Source organism: Pantoea sp. JZ2 (assembly GCF_035191405.1).
Lineage (GTDB): Bacteria > Pseudomonadota > Gammaproteobacteria > Enterobacterales > Enterobacteriaceae > Pantoea > Pantoea stewartii.
The window spans coordinates 4644356-4661147 of record NZ_CP045247.1; the positions used below are offsets into that span (position 1 = coordinate 4644356).

Below are 16792 nucleotides of genomic sequence, written 5' to 3' on the forward strand. Positions count from 1 at the left end.
GCAGGGTGGAAGAACAGCATCCTGCGGGCATAAAAAAACCGGCAGAGCCACTCTGCCGGTTGAAAGTACGTATGGCGCTTAGCGCTTACTTAGCGGATGCGAAGCGCGCTGCCGCCTCGTCCCAGTTAACCACGTTCCAGAAAGCTTTGATGTAATCCGGACGTTTGTTTTGATACTTCAGGTAGTAGGCGTGTTCCCACACATCCAGACCGATGATAGGGTAACCCGATACGCCAGCGATCGCTTCGCCCATCAGAGGGTTGTCCTGGTTAGCGGTTGAAACCACGGCCAGTTTGTCACCTTTCTTAACCAGCCAGGCCCAACCGGAGCCGAAACGGGTCGCTGCCGCTTTTTCAAACTCTTCCTGGAATTTTTCTACGCTGCCGAAATCTTTTTCAATCGCGGCTTTCAGCTCGCCCTGCAGCGTGGTGCCGGTTTTCAGGCCTTTCCAGAACAGGCTGTGGTTAGCGTGACCACCCGCGTTATTGCGCAGCGGGCCTTTTTTATCTGCTGGCAGCTGATCCAGTTTGGTGATCAGTTCATCGACAGGCAGATCGGCAAATTCAGTCCCTTCCAGCGCCGCATTGGCGTTGTTGACATAAGTCTGGTGGTGTTTGGTGTGATGGATTTCCATCGTCTGCTTGTCAAAATGCGGTTCCAGTGCGTCGTAAGCGTAAGGCAGGGATGGCAGTGAATAACTCATGTTCTTCCTCTCCATTTAGTGTTTGAGCAGCACGACAATGTCGGCACGTGCCGCGTAAGCAGTCGTATCATTATAGTTAAATTCATGATCGGTAAAAGCGTAATCAATGCCCTATTAAACATAAGGTTTTGAAAAAGCATGCAAAGCAGCCAGATTTTTCGGTGGCGGAAAGCCTGGGTGCGTAAAGAGGATTACCTGCAAAGCGCCCCGAACACGTAGACGTTATCTCAGCCGCTGCGGATGACTATAGATGGTGGCACGGCCCGGTTTACTGAATCCTACCAGGGTAAGATGACAGCGTTCGGCCACCTCCACCGCTAACTGGGTTGCGGCAGACACGGCAAACAGAATTTCAACGCCGCACATTGCTGATTTCTGCACCATTTCATAGCTGGCCCGGCTGGAGACCAGTGCGGCACCATTGCCCCATTCGGCCTGACTGCGATAGCCCAGCAGTTTGTCCAGTGCCACATGGCGGCCGACATCCTCACAGCCATGAATCAGTCCACCCTCAGGATGTATCCAGGCGGCCGCGTGCGTGCAGCCTGTTTTTTGCCCGACGGGCTGGACGTCCTTGAGCTGCGCCAGCGCGCTGTCCAGCTGCGCCAGGGGAAAAGTCTGCGTAAACGGCAACGGTGTCAGCGGCTTTCCGATCTGCTCCAGTTGCTCCACGCCACATACGCCGCAACCCGTCCGGCCGGCCAGCGCTCGCCGTTGGGCTTTCAGCGCCATAAAACGTCGGCTGGATAATTCAATCTGCACCTCAATGCCGTGACAACCGGTCACCACATCCATTCCGAAAATATCGGCCGGAGAATCGATGATGCCTTCTGAGAGTGAAAAACCGACAGCAAACGCCTCCAGGTCCTTGGGCGTTGTCATCATCACAACGTGAGAAATACCGTTATACACCAACGCCACGGGCACTTCTTCGGCTAGCCAGTCGGCCTGAGCATGGTGCAGGTCGTCACGTTGCCAGACATGGATTTCACGCAAGCCTGCTCGCTCACTCGCACCGGTTTCCTCTTTCACTTCGTTGTTCTTCACGTTGTTCTGACCCTGAGCTGTTGCGGATGGCGTAAAGGTAACCCTGTTGCGCCATGCTGAATAGCTTCTATTCTGTACCCTGCGCCGTGCTGCAACAAGTCTGTGGGTGGCAGACAGCATAAAGCGTGAAAGGCCCACCGATTTGCCGTTATTCACAATGCGTTATGCCTGTTGTCGCCGGCGAAAAATGTATTTCATACTGAAGATAAAGGGCTGGACTGCTATGCTCAGCCTGTTGGGAGCTGTTTTGCACTGCGGTTTCCTGACGCGGTTTTCCGCCTGCTTTGCTCGCTGAGAACCGCTCACGAGGGAAAATGGCGAGAGATCCGGCCCATAACGGCTACTCGTAGCCGATACAGACAACCTCATTTTTGCTGGTGTCGTGAGTAGCGTAATCAGCCAACAAACAGGAAAATGCCTTTTATGCGCATCCGCATTATCCCGAAAGACCCGTTGGAGAAGAGCGAAAAAAAACCAGCGGAAATGATCCCGCCGTTACTCTTCCCCCGGCTGAAAAATTTATACAGCCGTCGGGCGGCGCGTTTGCGTGATCTGGCGGCAAAAAATCCTTTGGGTGACTATTTACGCTTTGCCGCCGTCATCGCCCAGGCGCAGGAAATCGTTCTGTACGATCATCCTCTGCAGATGAACCTTCACGCACATCTGCTCAGGAGCGCTCAGGAAGATAAAGCGCCGCTGGATATTCATACTCTTTCGCGCGATCCACACTGGCATCGCCTGCTGCACTCGTTAGTTGCGGAGCTAAAGCCCGAAATGAGCGGTCAGGCGCTGGCGGTGTTAGAGAACCTGGAGAAAGCGTCAGCGACCGAGCTGGAAACGCTGGCCAGTGCCCTGTTTGCGGGTGAGTACGCGCAGGTGAGCAGTGATAAAGCCCCTTTTATCTGGGCTGCGCTGTCGATCTACTGGGCACAAATGGCGGCATTGATTCCCGGTACGGCTCAGGCGGTGATGGGCGCACAACGCCAGCACTGCCCGGTATGTCACAGCCTGCCGGTCGCCAGCATCGTACATATGGGTTCGCATGAAAGTGCGCGCTACCTGCACTGCAACCTGTGCGAAAGTGAATGGCACGTCGTGCAGAACACCTGCTCTCATTGCGACCAAAACCGCGATCTGCATTACTGGTCACTGGACAGCGAGCACGCGGCCGTCAAAGCAGAAAGCTGCGGCGACTGTGGCAGCTACATGAAAATGCTTTATCAGGAAAAAAATCCGGCCATTGAACCGGTCGCCGACGATCTCGCCTCTTTAGTGCTGGATGCACGTATGGAGCAGGAAGGTTTTGTACGCAGTGGCCTGAATCCTTTTATGTTTCCCGGTGAATAGTTTTTTGCTGATGAAACCTCGCTAAACGGGAGTAACGCAATGAAACTGATTGGCAGCTATACCAGCCCCTTTGTCCGCAAGATTTCTGTCATCATGCTGGAAAAAGGCATGATGTTCGAATTTGTTAATGCGTCGCCCTACAGCGAAGACAGCCATGTTCCGCAATATAACCCGCTGGGGAAAGTGCCCGCGCTGGTCGCGGAGGATCAGCAGGTCTGGTTCGATTCCAGCATCATTGCGGAGTACCTCGAACTGCGTGGTCAGGCACCGGCTTTATTGCCCGCTGATCCGCTGGCGTCTTTAAAGGTTCGTCAGCTTGAAAAGCTGGCCGATGGCATCAGCGATGCGGCACTGGTGATCGTACGTGAGCAAATGCGGCCGGGTAACGCCCAGTCAGAAGAAGTGCTGTTACGCCATCGCGACAAGATTCAGCGCGGGCTGGACAGCCTGGAAAAAGAAGTGAGTGAAGGAAAGTGGATCGATAATGGCGAACTGAATCTGGCCGACATTGCCACAGGCTGCATGATTGGCTACCTGAATTTCCGTCGCGTTGTCCCTAACTGGTGCGTTCAGCGGCCCGCACTGGTCAGGCTGGCCGAAACACTCTTTCAACGGGAAAGTTTTGCCCGAACCACGCCGCCGGCATCCTGATCGGCGAGGCTGTCAGCGCTGATGCCGGTAGCGGTGCTGACAGCCTGTTTCCTTAGCGCATTTCAGTCTGCAATCCTTGCTTTCCCACGTAAAGGGCTGTCGACGTCTCCGTTATTCCCCTTACCCATCACCACGGAATGGCACATTCGCGCAGTAGCCTGAACCTGTCCGTCGTGACCAGTATAAACAGGGGATGAACTCCGTGAGAATAAGCGTAGCCACCTCTTGCATTGCTGCAGCGGCTCCGATATACCTTTCGGGCAGCCCTGTTCTGAGACAACCCGCGCGCTCAGGATGAAAAGGCGGCACAAATATTTATGTATGCTCACGCCCCGTTTCGGGCTGTGAGGCCTGACAGATCACTGCCTCAGCCAGACGATAACCGGACAAAATGACGACCATCCCATTACGCTTCAGAACGGCATTGTGTTGCCTCCTGCTCGGTAATATTACGCATGCCTGGGCTGAGGGGCTGACCCTGGGTGCGCAGGGGGAAGCGAACTTTACGCCCTATCGCGCGTATAAAACTCAGTTTTCTGGCCTGCCCTATGTGGGCTATGACAATGATCATGTCTATATTGATGGCACAGAAGTGGGCGCCTATTTTATCAAAGATGACACCACACAACTGAAAGCGCGCTGGTGGTATCTGGATAACGAATTTGATCCGGACCAGACTTCTGATTCGGCACTCCGCCAGTTACGCATCCGCCACAGCACCATGATGGGCGGCATGAGCTACCAGAAGATCACGCCCCTTGGTGCGTTTCGAACCGAATTGTCTGGCGATACGCTGAACGAAAGCCGGGGATGGCTGGGTACAGTCGCCTGGGCAGGCCAGGTCTCTCTGATGCAACTGGACGTTTATCCTCAGGCCGGTGTGGACTGGCTCAGTAAACAGCAGGCAAGCTATTACTACGGGGTAAGCGAAGAGGAATCTGCCCGCAGTGGTTTACCGACCTGGAACCATCAGGGCGTAACGCCATGGCTTGCCGTGGCGTTTGACTGGCACCCTGTAAAATCCTTCCATGTCTACCTGCAACCCAAAGTCACCTTCCTTACAGGGGCCCTCCGCGACAGCCCGATGACGGATCAACAGTATTTCTGGACGCTGTCTTCAGGCGTGACCTGGACATTCTGAAGCTGCACGCCGCGCAGTGCCGCAGCCCATTACAGGGTTCGTGGCCGTCCGGCTTTAATAACAGCCCCTGCGCTGCCAGGACGCCTTCGCAACCACAGGTGTTTTCAGTTTTTTATTGCGACTGCAAAAAGATAAAGTGCCACCAGCAGGTCGGGTGGCAGCATAAAAAAAGGGACGATATCTCGTCCCTTTTATCTGTATCAGAACCGATTACTGCAGCAGCGAGATATCGGCCACCTGCAGGAACAGCTCACGCAGTTTCGACAGCAGCGTCAGCCGGTTAATTCGCACCGCCGGGTCTTCTGCATTCACCATTACTTTATCGAAGAAGTTGTCTACCGCTTCACGCAGCTGCGCCAGTTCAATTAACGCATCCTGATAACGTCCTTCTGCAAAGTAAGGCTGCAGTTTGCTGCTCAGGGCGGTCACAAACGTGGCCAGTTGGATCTCTTCATTTTCTTTCAACAGTGATGCCTGAACGCTGTCATTAAGCGGTTCTGTTGATTTTGCCAGAATATTCGAGACACGCTTGTTGGCCGCCGCCAGCGCGGCCGCTTCATCAAGCGTACGGAAATGCGAAACCGCCTTCATACGTGCATCAAAGTCCGCCGGACGGGTTGGACGACGTGCCAGCACCGCCTGCAAGGTATCGATGCTGTGGCCTTCTTCCTGATACCAGGTACGGAAACGGCCCAGCATAAAGTCGATGACGTCATCAACCACGTTCGCATTGCTCAGCTTGCTGCCATACAGACGTACGGCCTCTTCGGTGAGCGTTTGCAGATCAAGCGGCAGATTTTTTTCCACGATGATGCGCAAAACGCCCAGCGCGGCACGACGCAGAGCAAAGGGATCTTTATCGCCTTTAGGATGTTGACCGATGCCGAAAATACCGGCCAGCGTATCCATCTTATCAGCAATGGCCAGCGCACAGGCTACCGGGCTGGACGGCAAATCATCACCTGCGAAACGCGGCTGATATTGCTCGTTCAGCGCCACAGCGACATCTTCGGCTTCACCGTCATGACGCGCATAGTGCATGCCCATAACGCCCTGCGTGTCGGTAAACTCAAACACCATGTTAGTCATCAGATCGCATTTTGACAGCAGGCCTGCGCGCGTGGCGTGATTCACATCTGCGCCCGTTTGTGCCGCAATCCAGCCCGCCAGCGCCTGAATACGATCCGTTTTATCACGCAGCGAACCGAGTTCCTTCTGGAACAATACGGTTTCAAGACGCGGCAGATGATCTTCAAGACGTTTTTTACGATCGGTATTAAAGAAGAATTCAGCATCCGCCAGACGCGGGCGCACCACCTTCTCATTACCAGAAATAATCTGCTGCGGCTCGCTCGACTCAATGTTGGTGACGAAAATAAAGTTTGGCAGCAGTTTGCCTTCCGCGTCATAAACCGGGAAATACTTCTGATCGCCTTTCATGGTGTAAACCAGCGCTTCAGCCGGCACCTTAAGGAATTTTTCCTCGAAGGTGGCGGTCAATACCACCGGCCATTCCACCAGCGATGTTACCTCTTCCAGCAGGCTGTCACTCAGGTCGGCTACGCCACCTAAACGCCGTGCTGCGGCTTCCGCATCGGCTTTGATCATGGCTTTGCGGACCTGATAGTCGGCAATCACCTGACCGCGCTTTTCCAGCACATCCGGATACTGATCGGCGTTCTCAAGCGTGATTTCACTTTCGCCCATGAAGCGGTGACCACGGATAACGCGATCGGACTTGATGCCAAGAATCGTGCCGGGGATCAGTTCATCGCCCAGCAGCATCGTAACGGTGTGCACCGGACGCACAAACTGCACGTCGCTGTCGCCCCAGCGCATCAGTTTCGGTACCGGCAGTTTGCTCAGCGCCGTGGCAATCATGCCCGGCAGCAATGCCTGCGCCGCTTCGCCTTTCACCTGAGCGCGATAGACCAGCCATTCGCCTTTATCGGTGCTCAGACGTTCAGCCTGATCGACTGTGATACCGTTACCCCGTGCCCAGCCTTCTGCCGCTTTGGTAGCATTGCCCGCTGCATCAAAGGCGGCGGCAACGGCAGGTCCACGCTTTTCTACTTCACGATCGGGCTGGGAGGCGCTCAAATGGGCGACTTTCAGCGCCAGGCGACGCGGTGCAGCAAACCAGCTCACTTCGCCATGGTTCAGATTCGCGGCATCCAGCTCGGCCGTCACTTGGGCAGCAAAGGCTTCTGCCAGGCTACGTAATGCTTTCGGTGGCAGCTCTTCGGTGCCGATCTCCACCAGGAAGGTTTTCTCAGTCATGGCTGCCTCTTACTTTTTGTTATTGCACATCGGGAAGCCCAGCGCTTCACGAGAAGCGTAATAGGCTTCAGCCACGGCTTTGGTCAGGGTGCGAATACGCAGAATATAACGCTGACGTTCGGTCACCGAGATCGCCTTGCGCGCGTCCAGCAGGTTAAAGCTGTGTGCGGCTTTCAGAATGCGCTCGTAAGCGGGCAAAGGCAGCGGTTTTTCCAGCGCCAGCAACTTCTGCGCTTCCTTCTCATACTGTTCGAAACAGGTGAAAAGAAAATCGACGTCGGCATATTCGAAGTTATACGTCGACTGCTCCACTTCATTCTGATGGAACACATCACCGTAGGTGGTTTTGCCTAACGGACCGTCGCTCCAGACCAGATCGTAAACGCTGTCCACGCCCTGGATATACATGGCCAGACGTTCCAGACCATAGGTGATCTCGCCGGTAACCGGTTTACACTCCAGGCCACCGACCTGCTGGAAATAGGTAAACTGCGTCACTTCCATACCGTTAAGCCAGACTTCCCAGCCCAGTCCCCAGGCACCCAGCGTCGGGTTTTCCCAGTTATCTTCAACAAAGCGAATGTCGTGTACGGTAGGATCCATACCCAGCGCTTTCAGCGACCCGAGGTACAGCTCCTGAATATTGTCCGGCGACGGCTTGATGATCACCTGGAACTGATAGTAATGCTGCAAGCGGTTCGGGTTTTCGCCATAGCGGCCGTCGGTAGGACGACGGGATGGCTGCACATAGGCCGCAGCAATCGGCTCCGGGCCAAGTGCGCGCAGGCAGGTCATTGGGTGTGAAGTACCAGCGCCCACTTCCATGTCCAGTGGTTGAACAATGGTGCAGCCCTGGCGCGCCCAGTAATCCTGCAATGTCAGGATCAGGCCCTGAAAGGTCTTGGTATCAAACTTTTGCATGATGAGTTCGCACGCGGTTCGGCTAGATAAAAAAAGAGTGCGACAGTATACCCTTTGACCGCGTGATATGCAGCCGGAAATCCGGCGGCGCAGCCGCGAGAGTGGATTTTTGGTGTCAAATTTAGCCTGCTGGCGGCCTGTCATCGCCTGATTAACCGATACGGTTATGCGTTTTCATGCGATCCTGTGCACAGAGGGTTCTGAATCCCCGCTATTGCGCTTGTTGAGGTCGACGCGACTGGCTACGCTTTGCACCGGGACGCACTGCGCCAGAGGACACCATGTCGCAAAAGATTTACTGGATTGATAATTTGCGGGCGATTGCCTGCCTGATGGTCATCGTCATTCACACCACAACGTGGTATCTGACCGGGCCGATGGCCATAAAAGGTCACTGGTGGGATATTGCTAACCTGTTCAATTCAGCGTCACGCATCTGTGTGCCGCTGTTTTTTATGATTTCAGGCTATCTGTTCTTTGGTGAACGCAGTACGCAGCCGCGCCACCTGTGGCGACTGCTGGGATGCCTGGTTTTTTACAGTGCCGTGTCACTGGTTTATATCAGCCTGCTGACGCCAATTGGCGAAGGCCGTTCAATTTTAAAAATGCTGCAGAAGCCGGTGTTCTACCATCTGTGGTTTTTCTTCGCGCTCATGGGGATTTACCTCTTGTCGCCCCTGATTCAGGTAAAAAGCGTGCGGCCGCGCTACGTGGCGCTACTGGTGCTGATTGTGGTGGTCCTCGCGAATCCCAATACCATGGATCAGTCGTGGGGGCGCTTTCACTGGTTGCCCATTAACCTTTACCTGAGCGGCGACAGTATCTATTACCTGCTCTACGCCTTATTAGGCCGGGCGATCGGTACCATGGACACAGAAAGACGCGCTATCACACCGTTGGCTGCCGTGACCTTTGTGGCCTGCGTGACCGTCATTATGCTGGGTACGAAGCGCGCGTTAATCGTTAATGGTGCCTTTAACGATACGTGGTATCTCTATTGCGGACCGCTGGTATTCATTGCCGCAATAAGCGCGCTGGTGGTGTTCAAAAATGCCTTTAATCAACGTACGCTGCCCGGTCTGGCCATCATTTCGCGCTACTCTCTGCCCATCTACGGCTTTCACGCCCTGTTCATCCATTTTATTCGCACCCATCACTATGACGATATGGCGCGTCCCTGGCTCGACCTGCCTGCCGTTTTTACCGTCACGCTGGTGGGCAGCTTATTACTGGGAATGCTGCTCAGTCGGGTGGATAAACGACATTGGGTGACCTGAGTCAGCGCGTCAGGTTCCAGCCTCTGGCGCGCCACAGCGCGGGTAACGCGGCCATATCGGTGAACACGGTCACCAGCGGATGATGGAGTTCGGGATTATGAGCGTCGGCACAGTAATAAAACACCGGCATGCCTGCTGCGATACCGGCACGCGCCCCCGCTTCGGAGTCATCCACCAAAATACAGCGCTCGACGGGTACCTGCATTTGTTGGGCTGCGTGAAACATCAGCTCGGGTTCGGGCTTCCAGTGGCCAATATCGTAACCGCTGTAAAGACGGTCAGCGAAATGATTCAGCATGCCGGTGAGGCCCAGCGAGTGCTGCATCTTTTTCACCGTGCCGTTTGACACCACGCATATCGGTACTGCCATTTGCCCGACCAGTGCCTTCGCACCGGCTATCGGCTTCAGTTCACGGTCAAACAAACGGGCCACTTCGCGCCGGTAAGCCGGTTCAACGTCCTCCAGAGGCAGAGCGACCCGATGCGTTTCACTGACGTCGCGGATGATGTCATACAGCTTTACCCCTTTGTACTTTTCGAACATCTCCTGCAGAGAGAGCGTAATCCCGTACTGGGCAAAGGTGGTGACATACGCGCGGGTGCACAGGACTTCACTGTCAACCAGGGTACCGTCACAATCGAAAAAGACGCATTCAACAGACATCTGACTCCTCCTTTTGTTCGGGGTACCTTAACACGTCAGCGTGTCCCTGAGGGGCCGGGATATGGCAATCGGTTGCGAAAAATCATTGTATTGCCGGGGCAAAATCGCCAGGATACGCGCCGGTGAAATTTTCTTCTGGATAAATGGCATGAATAAACAAGGCCTTTTTCAGCGCGTATTCAAACTGCAGGAGCATGGTACAACGGTTCGTACCGAAGTGATCGCAGGCATTACCACGTTTTTGACCATGGTATACATTGTTTTTGTGAACCCGCAGATTTTAGGTGTCGCAGGCATGGATACCCGGGCAGTGTTCGTAACGACCTGTTTGATTGCCGCGTTCGGCAGCATCCTGATGGGGCTGTTTGCCAATCTTCCTGTCGCCCTGGCCCCGGCGATGGGCCTCAATGCCTTTTTTGCCTTTGTGGTCGTCGGCGCGATGGGTTACTCATGGCAGGTCGGCATGGGTGCCATCTTCTGGGGCGCACTGGGTCTGCTCATCCTGACTCTGTTGCGGGTACGTTACTGGATGATCGCCAATATTCCGCTTAGCCTGCGCGTAGGCATCACCGCTGGCATTGGCCTGTTCATTGCCATGATGGGCCTGAAAAACGCCGGTATCATTGTGGCCAACCCGGATACGCTGGTCAGCGTGGGTAACCTCAGCTCACACAATGTGCTGCTGGGTGCGCTGGGATTCTTTATTATCGCCATTCTGGCCTCACGCAACATTCACGCCGCCGTGCTCATTTCGATGATCGTCACCACGGCGTTGGGCTGGCTGCTGGGCGACGTGACGTTCACGGGCGTGGTTTCTGCGCCGCCATCTGTCACCGCGATTGTCGGTCAGGTTGATATTAAAGGCGCGTTCAACATCGGCATGGCAGGCGTCATATTCTCCTTTATGCTGGTCAATCTGTTTGACTCGTCCGGCACCTTGATTGGCGTGACCGACAAAGCCGGACTGGCTGATGAAAAAGGCACGTTCCCGCGCATGAAACAGGCGTTGTATGTCGACAGCATCAGTTCGGTAACGGGCGCGCTGGCAGGAACGTCATCGGTGACCGCCTATATTGAAAGTACCTCCGGCGTAGCCGTCGGCGGCCGTACCGGATTGATGGCCGTGGTCACAGGCCTTCTGTTCCTGCTCGTCACGTTTTTATCGCCCCTGGCGGCCATGGTACCGGCCTATGCTGCGGCAGGCGCGTTAATCTATGTTGGCGTGCTGATGACGGCCAGCCTGTCCCGCGTCAAATGGGATGACCTGACCGAAGCCGTCCCGGCATTTGTAACTGCCGCCATGATGCCCTTTAGTTTTTCGATTACAGAAGGCATCGCACTGGGCTTTATTGCGTACTGTGTGATGAAGCTGGGCACCGGTCGCTGGCGAGAAATCAGCCCCTGCGTCGCCATTGTCGCCTTGCTGTTTGTATTGAAAATCGCCTTTATCGACGCGCATTAAAACCGTACGCAAAGGGCGGGAAAGCAGTGAGCGTTACGGTAAGCACGTAACGCTCCAGTAACTCAGACGAACTGGCAGGCCTGCTCCAGGCTCAGCCGGGGTAATCGGGGCGGGAGCTTGTCGGGTAAGCCATAGCCCAGGTTAATGAGCAGGTTGGCCTGCCAGGTGGTACCGGCAAAAAAGGCCGCGTTCACTTTAAGCGGATCGAATCCTGACATCGGGCCTGCATCCAGCCCCAGCGCACGCGCGGCCATGATCAGATAGCCTGCCTGCAAGCTACTGTTACGAAATGCGGTTTCTTTAACCAGATCGGGTGTGTTGGTAAACCAGTTTCGCGCATCGGCATGTTGAAACAACATGGTCAGATGCTGATAAAACTCGCTGTCCCAGGCAATAATCACGGTGACAGGGGCGCGCAGGGTTTTCTCAAGGTTGCCGGAGGCCAGGGCCGGCTTCAGCTTTTCTTTTCCCTCCGCAGAGGTGACAAAAACAAAGCGACCGGGTGAGCAGTTGGCCGAGGTCGGTGCCAGGGCAACCATCTGATAGAGCTTCTCCAGCAGCGACTGCTGCACCGGTTCAGGCTGCCAGTGACTGTGCGTACGGGCCTGGTAAAACAACGTATTCAGCGCGGCATCATCGAGCGGTATCGTCATATAACTCTCCAGGAAAACATCCAGTATTTAACCTGTACGTTGCGTTCACGCTTTTGGATGCCTATTCGCCCGGTTTAGTGTGAATGACCTGGCACGCCGCAAAACGTGAGCAATCTTATCCCTCGTTATCATACCTTGCGTTACGGCAACCGATGCGCAACGCACGGCGGATTGCGTTTCTGGATGCACATTTCCACCGCCGTCTGCCCGCTGAGCTACTTACCAATACAGAAACTGGAGAAAATCCGGCCTAACAGATCGTCCGAGGTAAATTCACCCGTAATTTCACTTAGCGCCTGCTGCGCCAGACGCAATTCTTCTGCCAGTAATTCCCCTGCCCATGCGCCCAGCAGTTGATGTTTTCCCTGCTCCAGGTGGGTTGCGGCTAATTCCAGTGCCTGCAAATGACGACGGCGCGCCAGGAAGCCGCCTTCCATATTGTCGGCAAACCCCATGGTCTGTTTGAGGTGATCACGTAAGGTATCAATCCCTTCGCTGGTGCGGGCAGACAGTCTGATCAGGGCATGACCATTGACGTCCGTCAGGCCGAGCGTTTCACCGGTGATGTCCGCTTTATTGCGCACCACGGTGATCGGCAGTTGAGACGGCAGGCGAGCGACAAAATCGGGCCAGATTTCCGCCGGTTCGGTCGCCTGTGTGGTGGTGCCATCAACCATAAACAGCACGCGGTCCGCCTGTTCTATTTCATGCCAGGCGCGCTCGATGCCGATACGTTCCACCTCATCACTGGCTTCGCGTAAACCGGCGGTATCAATGATATGCAGTGGCATACCATCAATATGGATGTGTTCACGCAGCACATCGCGCGTGGTGCCGGCGATATCCGTGACGATAGCCGCTTCACGCCCGGCAAGTGCATTAAGCAGGCTCGATTTTCCGGCATTTGGCCGACCGGCAATGACGACTTTCATCCCTTCGCGCAGCAGGCTGCCCTGTCTGGCTTCCGCGCGCACCGCATCGAGATCGCGAATGACAGCATTAAGCTGCCCTTCGATTTTGCCGTCAGACAGGAAATCGATCTCTTCATCTGGAAAGTCAATGGCCGCTTCCACGTAGATACGCAGGTGAGTCAGGGCTTCCACAAGCTGGTTAACACGGACAGAGAATGCGCCTTGCAGGGAATTTACCGCCGAACGCGCGGCCTGTTCTGAGCTGGCGTCAATCAGATCGGCAATGGCTTCCGCCTGGGCCAGATCGAGTTTGTCGTTCAGAAACGCGCGTTCAGAAAACTCCCCAGGCTGCGCGATACGTAATCCGGGCAGGGCCACAATCCGTTTCAGCAGCAGATCCAGAATCACCGGGCCGCCGTGACCTTGCAGCTCCAGCACATCCTCGCCGGTAAAGGAGTTAGGGCCAGGAAACCATAGCGCGATGCCCTGATCCAGCACGCTGCCATCACTGTCGTTAAACGATAAGTAGTCGGCATAACGTGGTTTAGGGAGTTTACCCAGTACCTGGCGGGCAACCTCTGCGGCCTGCGGACCGGAAACACGCAAAATGCCAACGCCGCCGCGTCCGGGCGGCGTGGCCTGAGCAACAATGGTATCGCTATGGCTCATACATTTTCTCTCACTACAAAAAACAAAGGCGGTCGCTTTGACCGCCTGAGCATAACCTGTTTTATCGCGGGAGACCTCCCGCGACGGTTTTACGCTTTCTTCTTGTCGCGGCTGTGTAAGCCACGTTTTTCCAGCCCGCGATAGATCAGCTGCTGCTGGAGAATGGTCACCAGGTTACTGACGATGTAGTACAACACCAGACCTGACGGGAACCACAGGAAGAACACGGTGAAAATTACAGGCATATACGTCATGATCTTCTGCTGCATCGGATCGGTCACCGTCGTCGGTGACATCTTCTGAATGAAGAACATGGTGATGCCCATCAGGATCGGCAGAATATAGTACGGATCCTGCGCTGACAGGTCATGAATCCATAAAATAAACGGCGCATGACGCAGTTCAACCGAGCCAGACAGCATGTAGTACAAGGCCAGGAAGATAGGCATCTGAATCACCAGCGGCAGACAGCCACCCAGCGGATTCACTTTTTCAGCCTTATACAGCGCCATCATTTCCTGGCTCTGCTTCTGCTTATCATCCCCTAAACGCTCACGCATCGCCTGAATCTTCGGCTGCAGCATGCGCATTTTCGCCATCGAGGTGTACTGCGCTTTCGTCAGCGGGTACATGATGCCACGCACGATGAACGTGATGATGATGATGGAGAAGCCCCAGTTACCGATAAAGCTGTGAATGAACTTCAACAGTTTAAACAGCGGCTGAGAGATGAACCATAACCAGCCATAGTCCACAGTCAGGTCAAGATGCGGCGCAATCGCGGCCATTTTATCCTGAATTTCCGGACCTACCCACAGTGTGGCATCCAGTGTCTGCTGTGCACCCGGCGCAACGGTGACCGGCGCAGATTTATAGCCGATAGCCGCCACGCCATTTCCCAGATTGCTGGTGTAAAGCGTGTTGGTTCCCTGCGTGCGCGGCACCCAGGCGGTAGCGAAATACTGCTGCAACATCGCCACCCAGCCATTGGTGGTGGTGGTGTTGAGGTTTTCGTTATCGGCGATAGTATCGAACTTAATCTTTTCGTATTTCGATTCGCTGGTGGAGTAAGCCGTACCGCGGAAGGTATGCAGCGCAAAGTTATTGCTGCCGGTATCGCGGTGCTTAGGCAAATCGATGGTCTGTTTTAACTGACCAAACATTGACACTTCCAGCGGCTGCTGACTGGTGTTGTTAATGTTGTAATCAACGTTAACTGCATAGTCGCCACGCTTGAACACAAACGTTTTGGTATAGACAACGCCGTTTTCAGCCGTGAACGTCATCGGAACACGCAGCTCGCTCTGACCGTCAGCCAGTTCGAAGTGATCCTGTGCCGTGGTATACAGCGGACGCGCACCGTTGTTCGGGTTGTCCGGACCATTACGGCCAGTCAGACCGCTCTGCGCCTGGTAGACAAACGATGGTGTGGTTTCAAGCAGCTCAAACGGCTTGTCAGAACCCAGCTTATCCGGGTAAGTCAGCAGCAGCGCCTGATCAACATCGCCACCGCGAGTGTTGATGGTTAATGACAGGACATCGGTCTTAACGGTGATCGTTTTACCCTGGCCACTGGCGGGAACACCGGTAGCATCACCGGCAGCGCTGTTGGTGTTTTGCGTGGTCTGGGTCTGCAATGGCTTCGGAGCGTGGTCCGTCTGCCAGGCTTGCCAGATCATGAAAGACACGAACAGAAAAGCGATGAGAAAGAGATTGCGTTGCGAATCCATCGTTAATGTTCTCTGGTATCAAAGGTTTTTGGCGGCACAGGATCGTCACCACCCGGGTTCAAAGGGTGGCATTTTAATACGCGTTTTAAAGTCAACCAACTGCCTTTTATCACGCCAAACCTGCGTAAGGCCTCAATTCCGTATTGAGAGCAGGTCGGATGAAACCGACAGTGTGGCCCCAGCAATGGACTGATACCGCGTTGATATACGCGTATCAGGACGATCAGGAACCGCGCGCCAGGCGACAGTGACGACGCCATAATTTCTCCAACGCTTCCGCCAACATACGGTTATCGAGATCGGCAACACCCTTTTTCGCGACCACCACAAAGTCCATCGACGGCAATTCATGTTGACGCAGACGAAAGCTTTCGCGGGTCAATCGCTTGATCCGGTTACGTTCGTGAGCGCGTTTCACATGTTTTTTCGCGACGGTAAGACCGATGCGGGGATACCCCAGCGCGTTAAGGCGGCCGAGAATAGTAATTTGCGGCGTGCCAGCCCGTTGTGGCTGCTGAAAGACGAAAGTGAAATGAGTGGGAGTTAACAAACGTAACTCCCTGGGAAATGCGAGCTTACCCATCAGGGTTAGCTTTATTACTTAGAAACGGTCAGACGAGCGCGGCCTTTAGCACGACGACGTGCCAGAACCTGACGACCATTTTTAGTAGCCATACGAGCACGGAAGCCGTGTGAACGGTTGCGCTTCAGTACGGACGGTTGAAAAGTGCGTTTCATGGCGATTTCTACCTAAACTTGAAAATTTTCACTGGGTGACGCGTTTTCGGGCCAACAAACAGACCGACGCCTCAATGTGTCTTTAATAAAGAGGCGGGATTGTAATAATTGTACAGTCCCGAGTCAATTTACTTCGCTTGTCGCGGTGCCAGAAAACCCGGATACAGCCCGCTGAGTCCGGGCATTGGGCTTTACGCGACAACGCCGGGGGGAGAATTATACGGGGTCTGCGTTAAAGCGCAAGGATCGCGCAGGATCTTATTGCGATCAAATTCGCCTGCCACACGTCAAAAACGAGAAGCCGTCCGAAAATTTGGATCATTCAGCACGATCCCAGGTGGTTTTTTCTGCCGCAGGCGTAGACTTTTACCCGCGTTCATGCCCTGTGGATAAAAAGGAGAAAAACTGTGTAGAAAGGGAAGATCTCTGTCGCGCTTTGCGCTATGATCCGCCCTTCCTCTGGCGATCCTCCGATGGTTGCGGGGTGGAAAACCGCTGATAGCGGTCGCAGGCGCTTTCTTTCGTCTGTGTCAAAAATGAACGTTTCTTAGATTAGTGCCTACTTTTTCTTATCGAATTTGTACGAGTGGAGTCCGCC

Annotated in this window: 16 protein-coding genes; 5 read left to right on the plus strand and 11 right to left on the minus strand. The window is 54.5% G+C overall.

Translation table 11 applies throughout. The annotated features are described in order from the left end of the window. Window positions 1–85 precede the first annotated feature (85 nt). Both sodA and fdhD read right to left on the minus strand, forming a co-directional pair. Complete coding sequence (gene sodA / locus GC087_RS22400) at window positions 86–703, minus strand: superoxide dismutase [Mn] (protein ID WP_006121393.1); 618 nt, start codon at window positions 701–703, stop codon at window positions 86–88. A gap of 222 nt (window positions 704–925) precedes the next feature. Beyond that, window positions 926–1699 carry a formate dehydrogenase accessory sulfurtransferase FdhD gene (gene fdhD / locus GC087_RS22405; RefSeq protein ID WP_416383445.1) on the minus strand — a complete coding sequence of 258 codons (774 nt, stop codon included), beginning with the start codon at window positions 1697–1699 and terminating at the stop codon, window positions 926–928. Window positions 1700–2173: 474 nt separating this feature from the next. Between fdhD and fdhE the strand changes: the two genes are divergently transcribed. The 3 genes from fdhE to GC087_RS22420 all read left to right on the plus strand — a co-directional run bounded on the left by fdhE (window position 2174) and on the right by GC087_RS22420 (window position 4889). After that, window positions 2174–3097: a formate dehydrogenase accessory protein FdhE gene (fdhE, locus tag GC087_RS22410; protein ID WP_324029389.1), complete on the plus strand. Its 924-nt coding sequence runs from the start codon at window positions 2174–2176 to the stop codon at window positions 3095–3097. A gap of 39 nt (window positions 3098–3136) precedes the next feature. Continuing rightward, window positions 3137–3748 carry a glutathione S-transferase gene (locus GC087_RS22415; RefSeq protein ID WP_033737305.1) on the plus strand — a complete coding sequence of 204 codons (612 nt, stop codon included), beginning with the start codon at window positions 3137–3139 and terminating at the stop codon, window positions 3746–3748. 391 nt (window positions 3749–4139) lie between these two features. Further along, window positions 4140–4889 carry a MipA/OmpV family protein gene (locus tag GC087_RS22420; protein ID WP_033737302.1) on the plus strand — a complete coding sequence of 250 codons (750 nt, stop codon included), beginning with the start codon at window positions 4140–4142 and terminating at the stop codon, window positions 4887–4889. Window positions 4890–5099: 210 nt separating this feature from the next. Here the strand turns inward: GC087_RS22420 and glyS are convergent, their stop codons facing one another. Then, window positions 5100–7169, minus strand: coding sequence for a glycine--tRNA ligase subunit beta (gene glyS / locus GC087_RS22425; RefSeq protein ID WP_039339182.1), 2070 nt, complete (start codon window positions 7167–7169; stop codon window positions 5100–5102). Window positions 7170–7178: 9 nt separating this feature from the next. Beyond that, window positions 7179–8090 carry a glycine--tRNA ligase subunit alpha gene (gene glyQ / locus GC087_RS22430; RefSeq protein ID WP_006121387.1) on the minus strand — a complete coding sequence of 304 codons (912 nt, stop codon included), beginning with the start codon at window positions 8088–8090 and terminating at the stop codon, window positions 7179–7181. 281 nt (window positions 8091–8371) lie between these two features. On the opposite strand from glyQ, the gene GC087_RS22435 reads away from it, so the two are divergent. Beyond that, entirely contained in the window at window positions 8372–9367 is a 996-nt protein-coding gene (locus GC087_RS22435; protein WP_324020661.1) for an acyltransferase, read from the plus strand. 1 nt (window position 9368) lies between these two features. Here the strand turns inward: GC087_RS22435 and yieH are convergent, their stop codons facing one another. Beyond that, the gene (gene yieH, locus GC087_RS22440) at window positions 9369–10031 is read right to left on the minus strand and encodes a 6-phosphogluconate phosphatase (protein WP_006121385.1); all 663 of its coding nucleotides are present in this window, start codon (window positions 10029–10031) and stop codon (window positions 9369–9371) included. Between the two features lie 148 nt (window positions 10032–10179). On the opposite strand from yieH, the gene GC087_RS22445 reads away from it, so the two are divergent. Next, window positions 10180–11493: an NCS2 family permease gene (locus GC087_RS22445; protein ID WP_324029391.1), complete on the plus strand. Its 1314-nt coding sequence runs from the start codon at window positions 10180–10182 to the stop codon at window positions 11491–11493. Between the two features lie 62 nt (window positions 11494–11555). On the opposite strand, the gene GC087_RS22450 is transcribed toward GC087_RS22445, so the two are convergent. The 6 genes from GC087_RS22450 to rpmH all read right to left on the minus strand — a co-directional run bounded on the left by GC087_RS22450 (window position 11556) and on the right by rpmH (window position 16194). After that, window positions 11556–12146, minus strand: a complete 591-nt coding sequence (locus GC087_RS22450) for a malonic semialdehyde reductase (protein ID WP_110268665.1) — start codon at window positions 12144–12146, stop codon at window positions 11556–11558. 215 nt (window positions 12147–12361) lie between these two features. Beyond that, window positions 12362–13726, minus strand: a complete 1365-nt coding sequence (mnmE, locus tag GC087_RS22455; protein ID WP_006121382.1) for a tRNA uridine-5-carboxymethylaminomethyl(34) synthesis GTPase MnmE — start codon at window positions 13724–13726, stop codon at window positions 12362–12364. A gap of 89 nt (window positions 13727–13815) precedes the next feature. Beyond that, window positions 13816–15456 (minus strand): membrane protein insertase YidC, encoded by a 1641-nt coding sequence (gene yidC / locus GC087_RS22460; protein ID WP_006121381.1) that lies wholly within the window; start codon window positions 15454–15456, stop codon window positions 13816–13818. Between the two features lie 2 nt (window positions 15457–15458). Further along, window positions 15459–15716 carry a membrane protein insertion efficiency factor YidD gene (yidD, locus tag GC087_RS22465; protein WP_006121380.1) on the minus strand — a complete coding sequence of 86 codons (258 nt, stop codon included), beginning with the start codon at window positions 15714–15716 and terminating at the stop codon, window positions 15459–15461. Further along, window positions 15680–16039, minus strand: coding sequence for a ribonuclease P protein component (rnpA, locus tag GC087_RS22470; protein ID WP_013023999.1), 360 nt, complete (start codon window positions 16037–16039; stop codon window positions 15680–15682). The genes yidD and rnpA overlap by 37 nt, the downstream gene beginning before the upstream one ends. Window positions 16040–16053: 14 nt before the next feature. Then, a complete protein-coding gene (gene rpmH / locus GC087_RS22475) occupies window positions 16054–16194 on the minus strand; it encodes a 50S ribosomal protein L34 (RefSeq protein ID WP_000831330.1) in 141 nt (46 codons plus the stop codon). Between the last annotated feature and the right edge of the window lie 598 nt (window positions 16195–16792).

Bases quoted from the DNA above. Each gene is read 5' to 3' on its own strand.
- sodA (WP_006121393.1), bottom strand. From the start codon at position 703: ATGAGTTATTCACTGCCATCCCTGCCTTACGCTTACGACGCACTGGAA.
- fdhE (WP_324029389.1), top strand. From the start codon at position 2,174: ATGCGCATCCGCATTATCCCGAAAGACCCGTTGGAGAAGAGCGAAAAA.
- GC087_RS22415 (WP_033737305.1), top strand. From the start codon at position 3,137: ATGAAACTGATTGGCAGCTATACCAGCCCCTTTGTCCGCAAGATTTCT.
- GC087_RS22420 (WP_033737302.1), top strand. From the start codon at position 4,140: ATGACGACCATCCCATTACGCTTCAGAACGGCATTGTGTTGCCTCCTG.
- glyS (WP_039339182.1), bottom strand. From the start codon at position 7,169: ATGACTGAGAAAACCTTCCTGGTGGAGATCGGCACCGAAGAGCTGCCA.
- glyQ (WP_006121387.1), bottom strand. From the start codon at position 8,090: ATGCAAAAGTTTGATACCAAGACCTTTCAGGGCCTGATCCTGACATTG.
- GC087_RS22435 (WP_324020661.1), top strand. From the start codon at position 8,372: ATGTCGCAAAAGATTTACTGGATTGATAATTTGCGGGCGATTGCCTGC.
- yieH (WP_006121385.1), bottom strand. From the start codon at position 10,031: ATGTCTGTTGAATGCGTCTTTTTCGATTGTGACGGTACCCTGGTTGAC.
- GC087_RS22445 (WP_324029391.1), top strand. From the start codon at position 10,180: ATGAATAAACAAGGCCTTTTTCAGCGCGTATTCAAACTGCAGGAGCAT.
- GC087_RS22450 (WP_110268665.1), bottom strand. From the start codon at position 12,146: ATGACGATACCGCTCGATGATGCCGCGCTGAATACGTTGTTTTACCAG.
- mnmE (WP_006121382.1), bottom strand. From the start codon at position 13,726: ATGAGCCATAGCGATACCATTGTTGCTCAGGCCACGCCGCCCGGACGC.
- yidC (WP_006121381.1), bottom strand. From the start codon at position 15,456: ATGGATTCGCAACGCAATCTCTTTCTCATCGCTTTTCTGTTCGTGTCT.
- yidD (WP_006121380.1), bottom strand. From the start codon at position 15,716: ATGGCGTCGTCACTGTCGCCTGGCGCGCGGTTCCTGATCGTCCTGATA.
- rnpA (WP_013023999.1), bottom strand. From the start codon at position 16,039: ATGGGTAAGCTCGCATTTCCCAGGGAGTTACGTTTGTTAACTCCCACT.
- rpmH (WP_000831330.1), bottom strand. From the start codon at position 16,194: ATGAAACGCACTTTTCAACCGTCCGTACTGAAGCGCAACCGTTCACAC.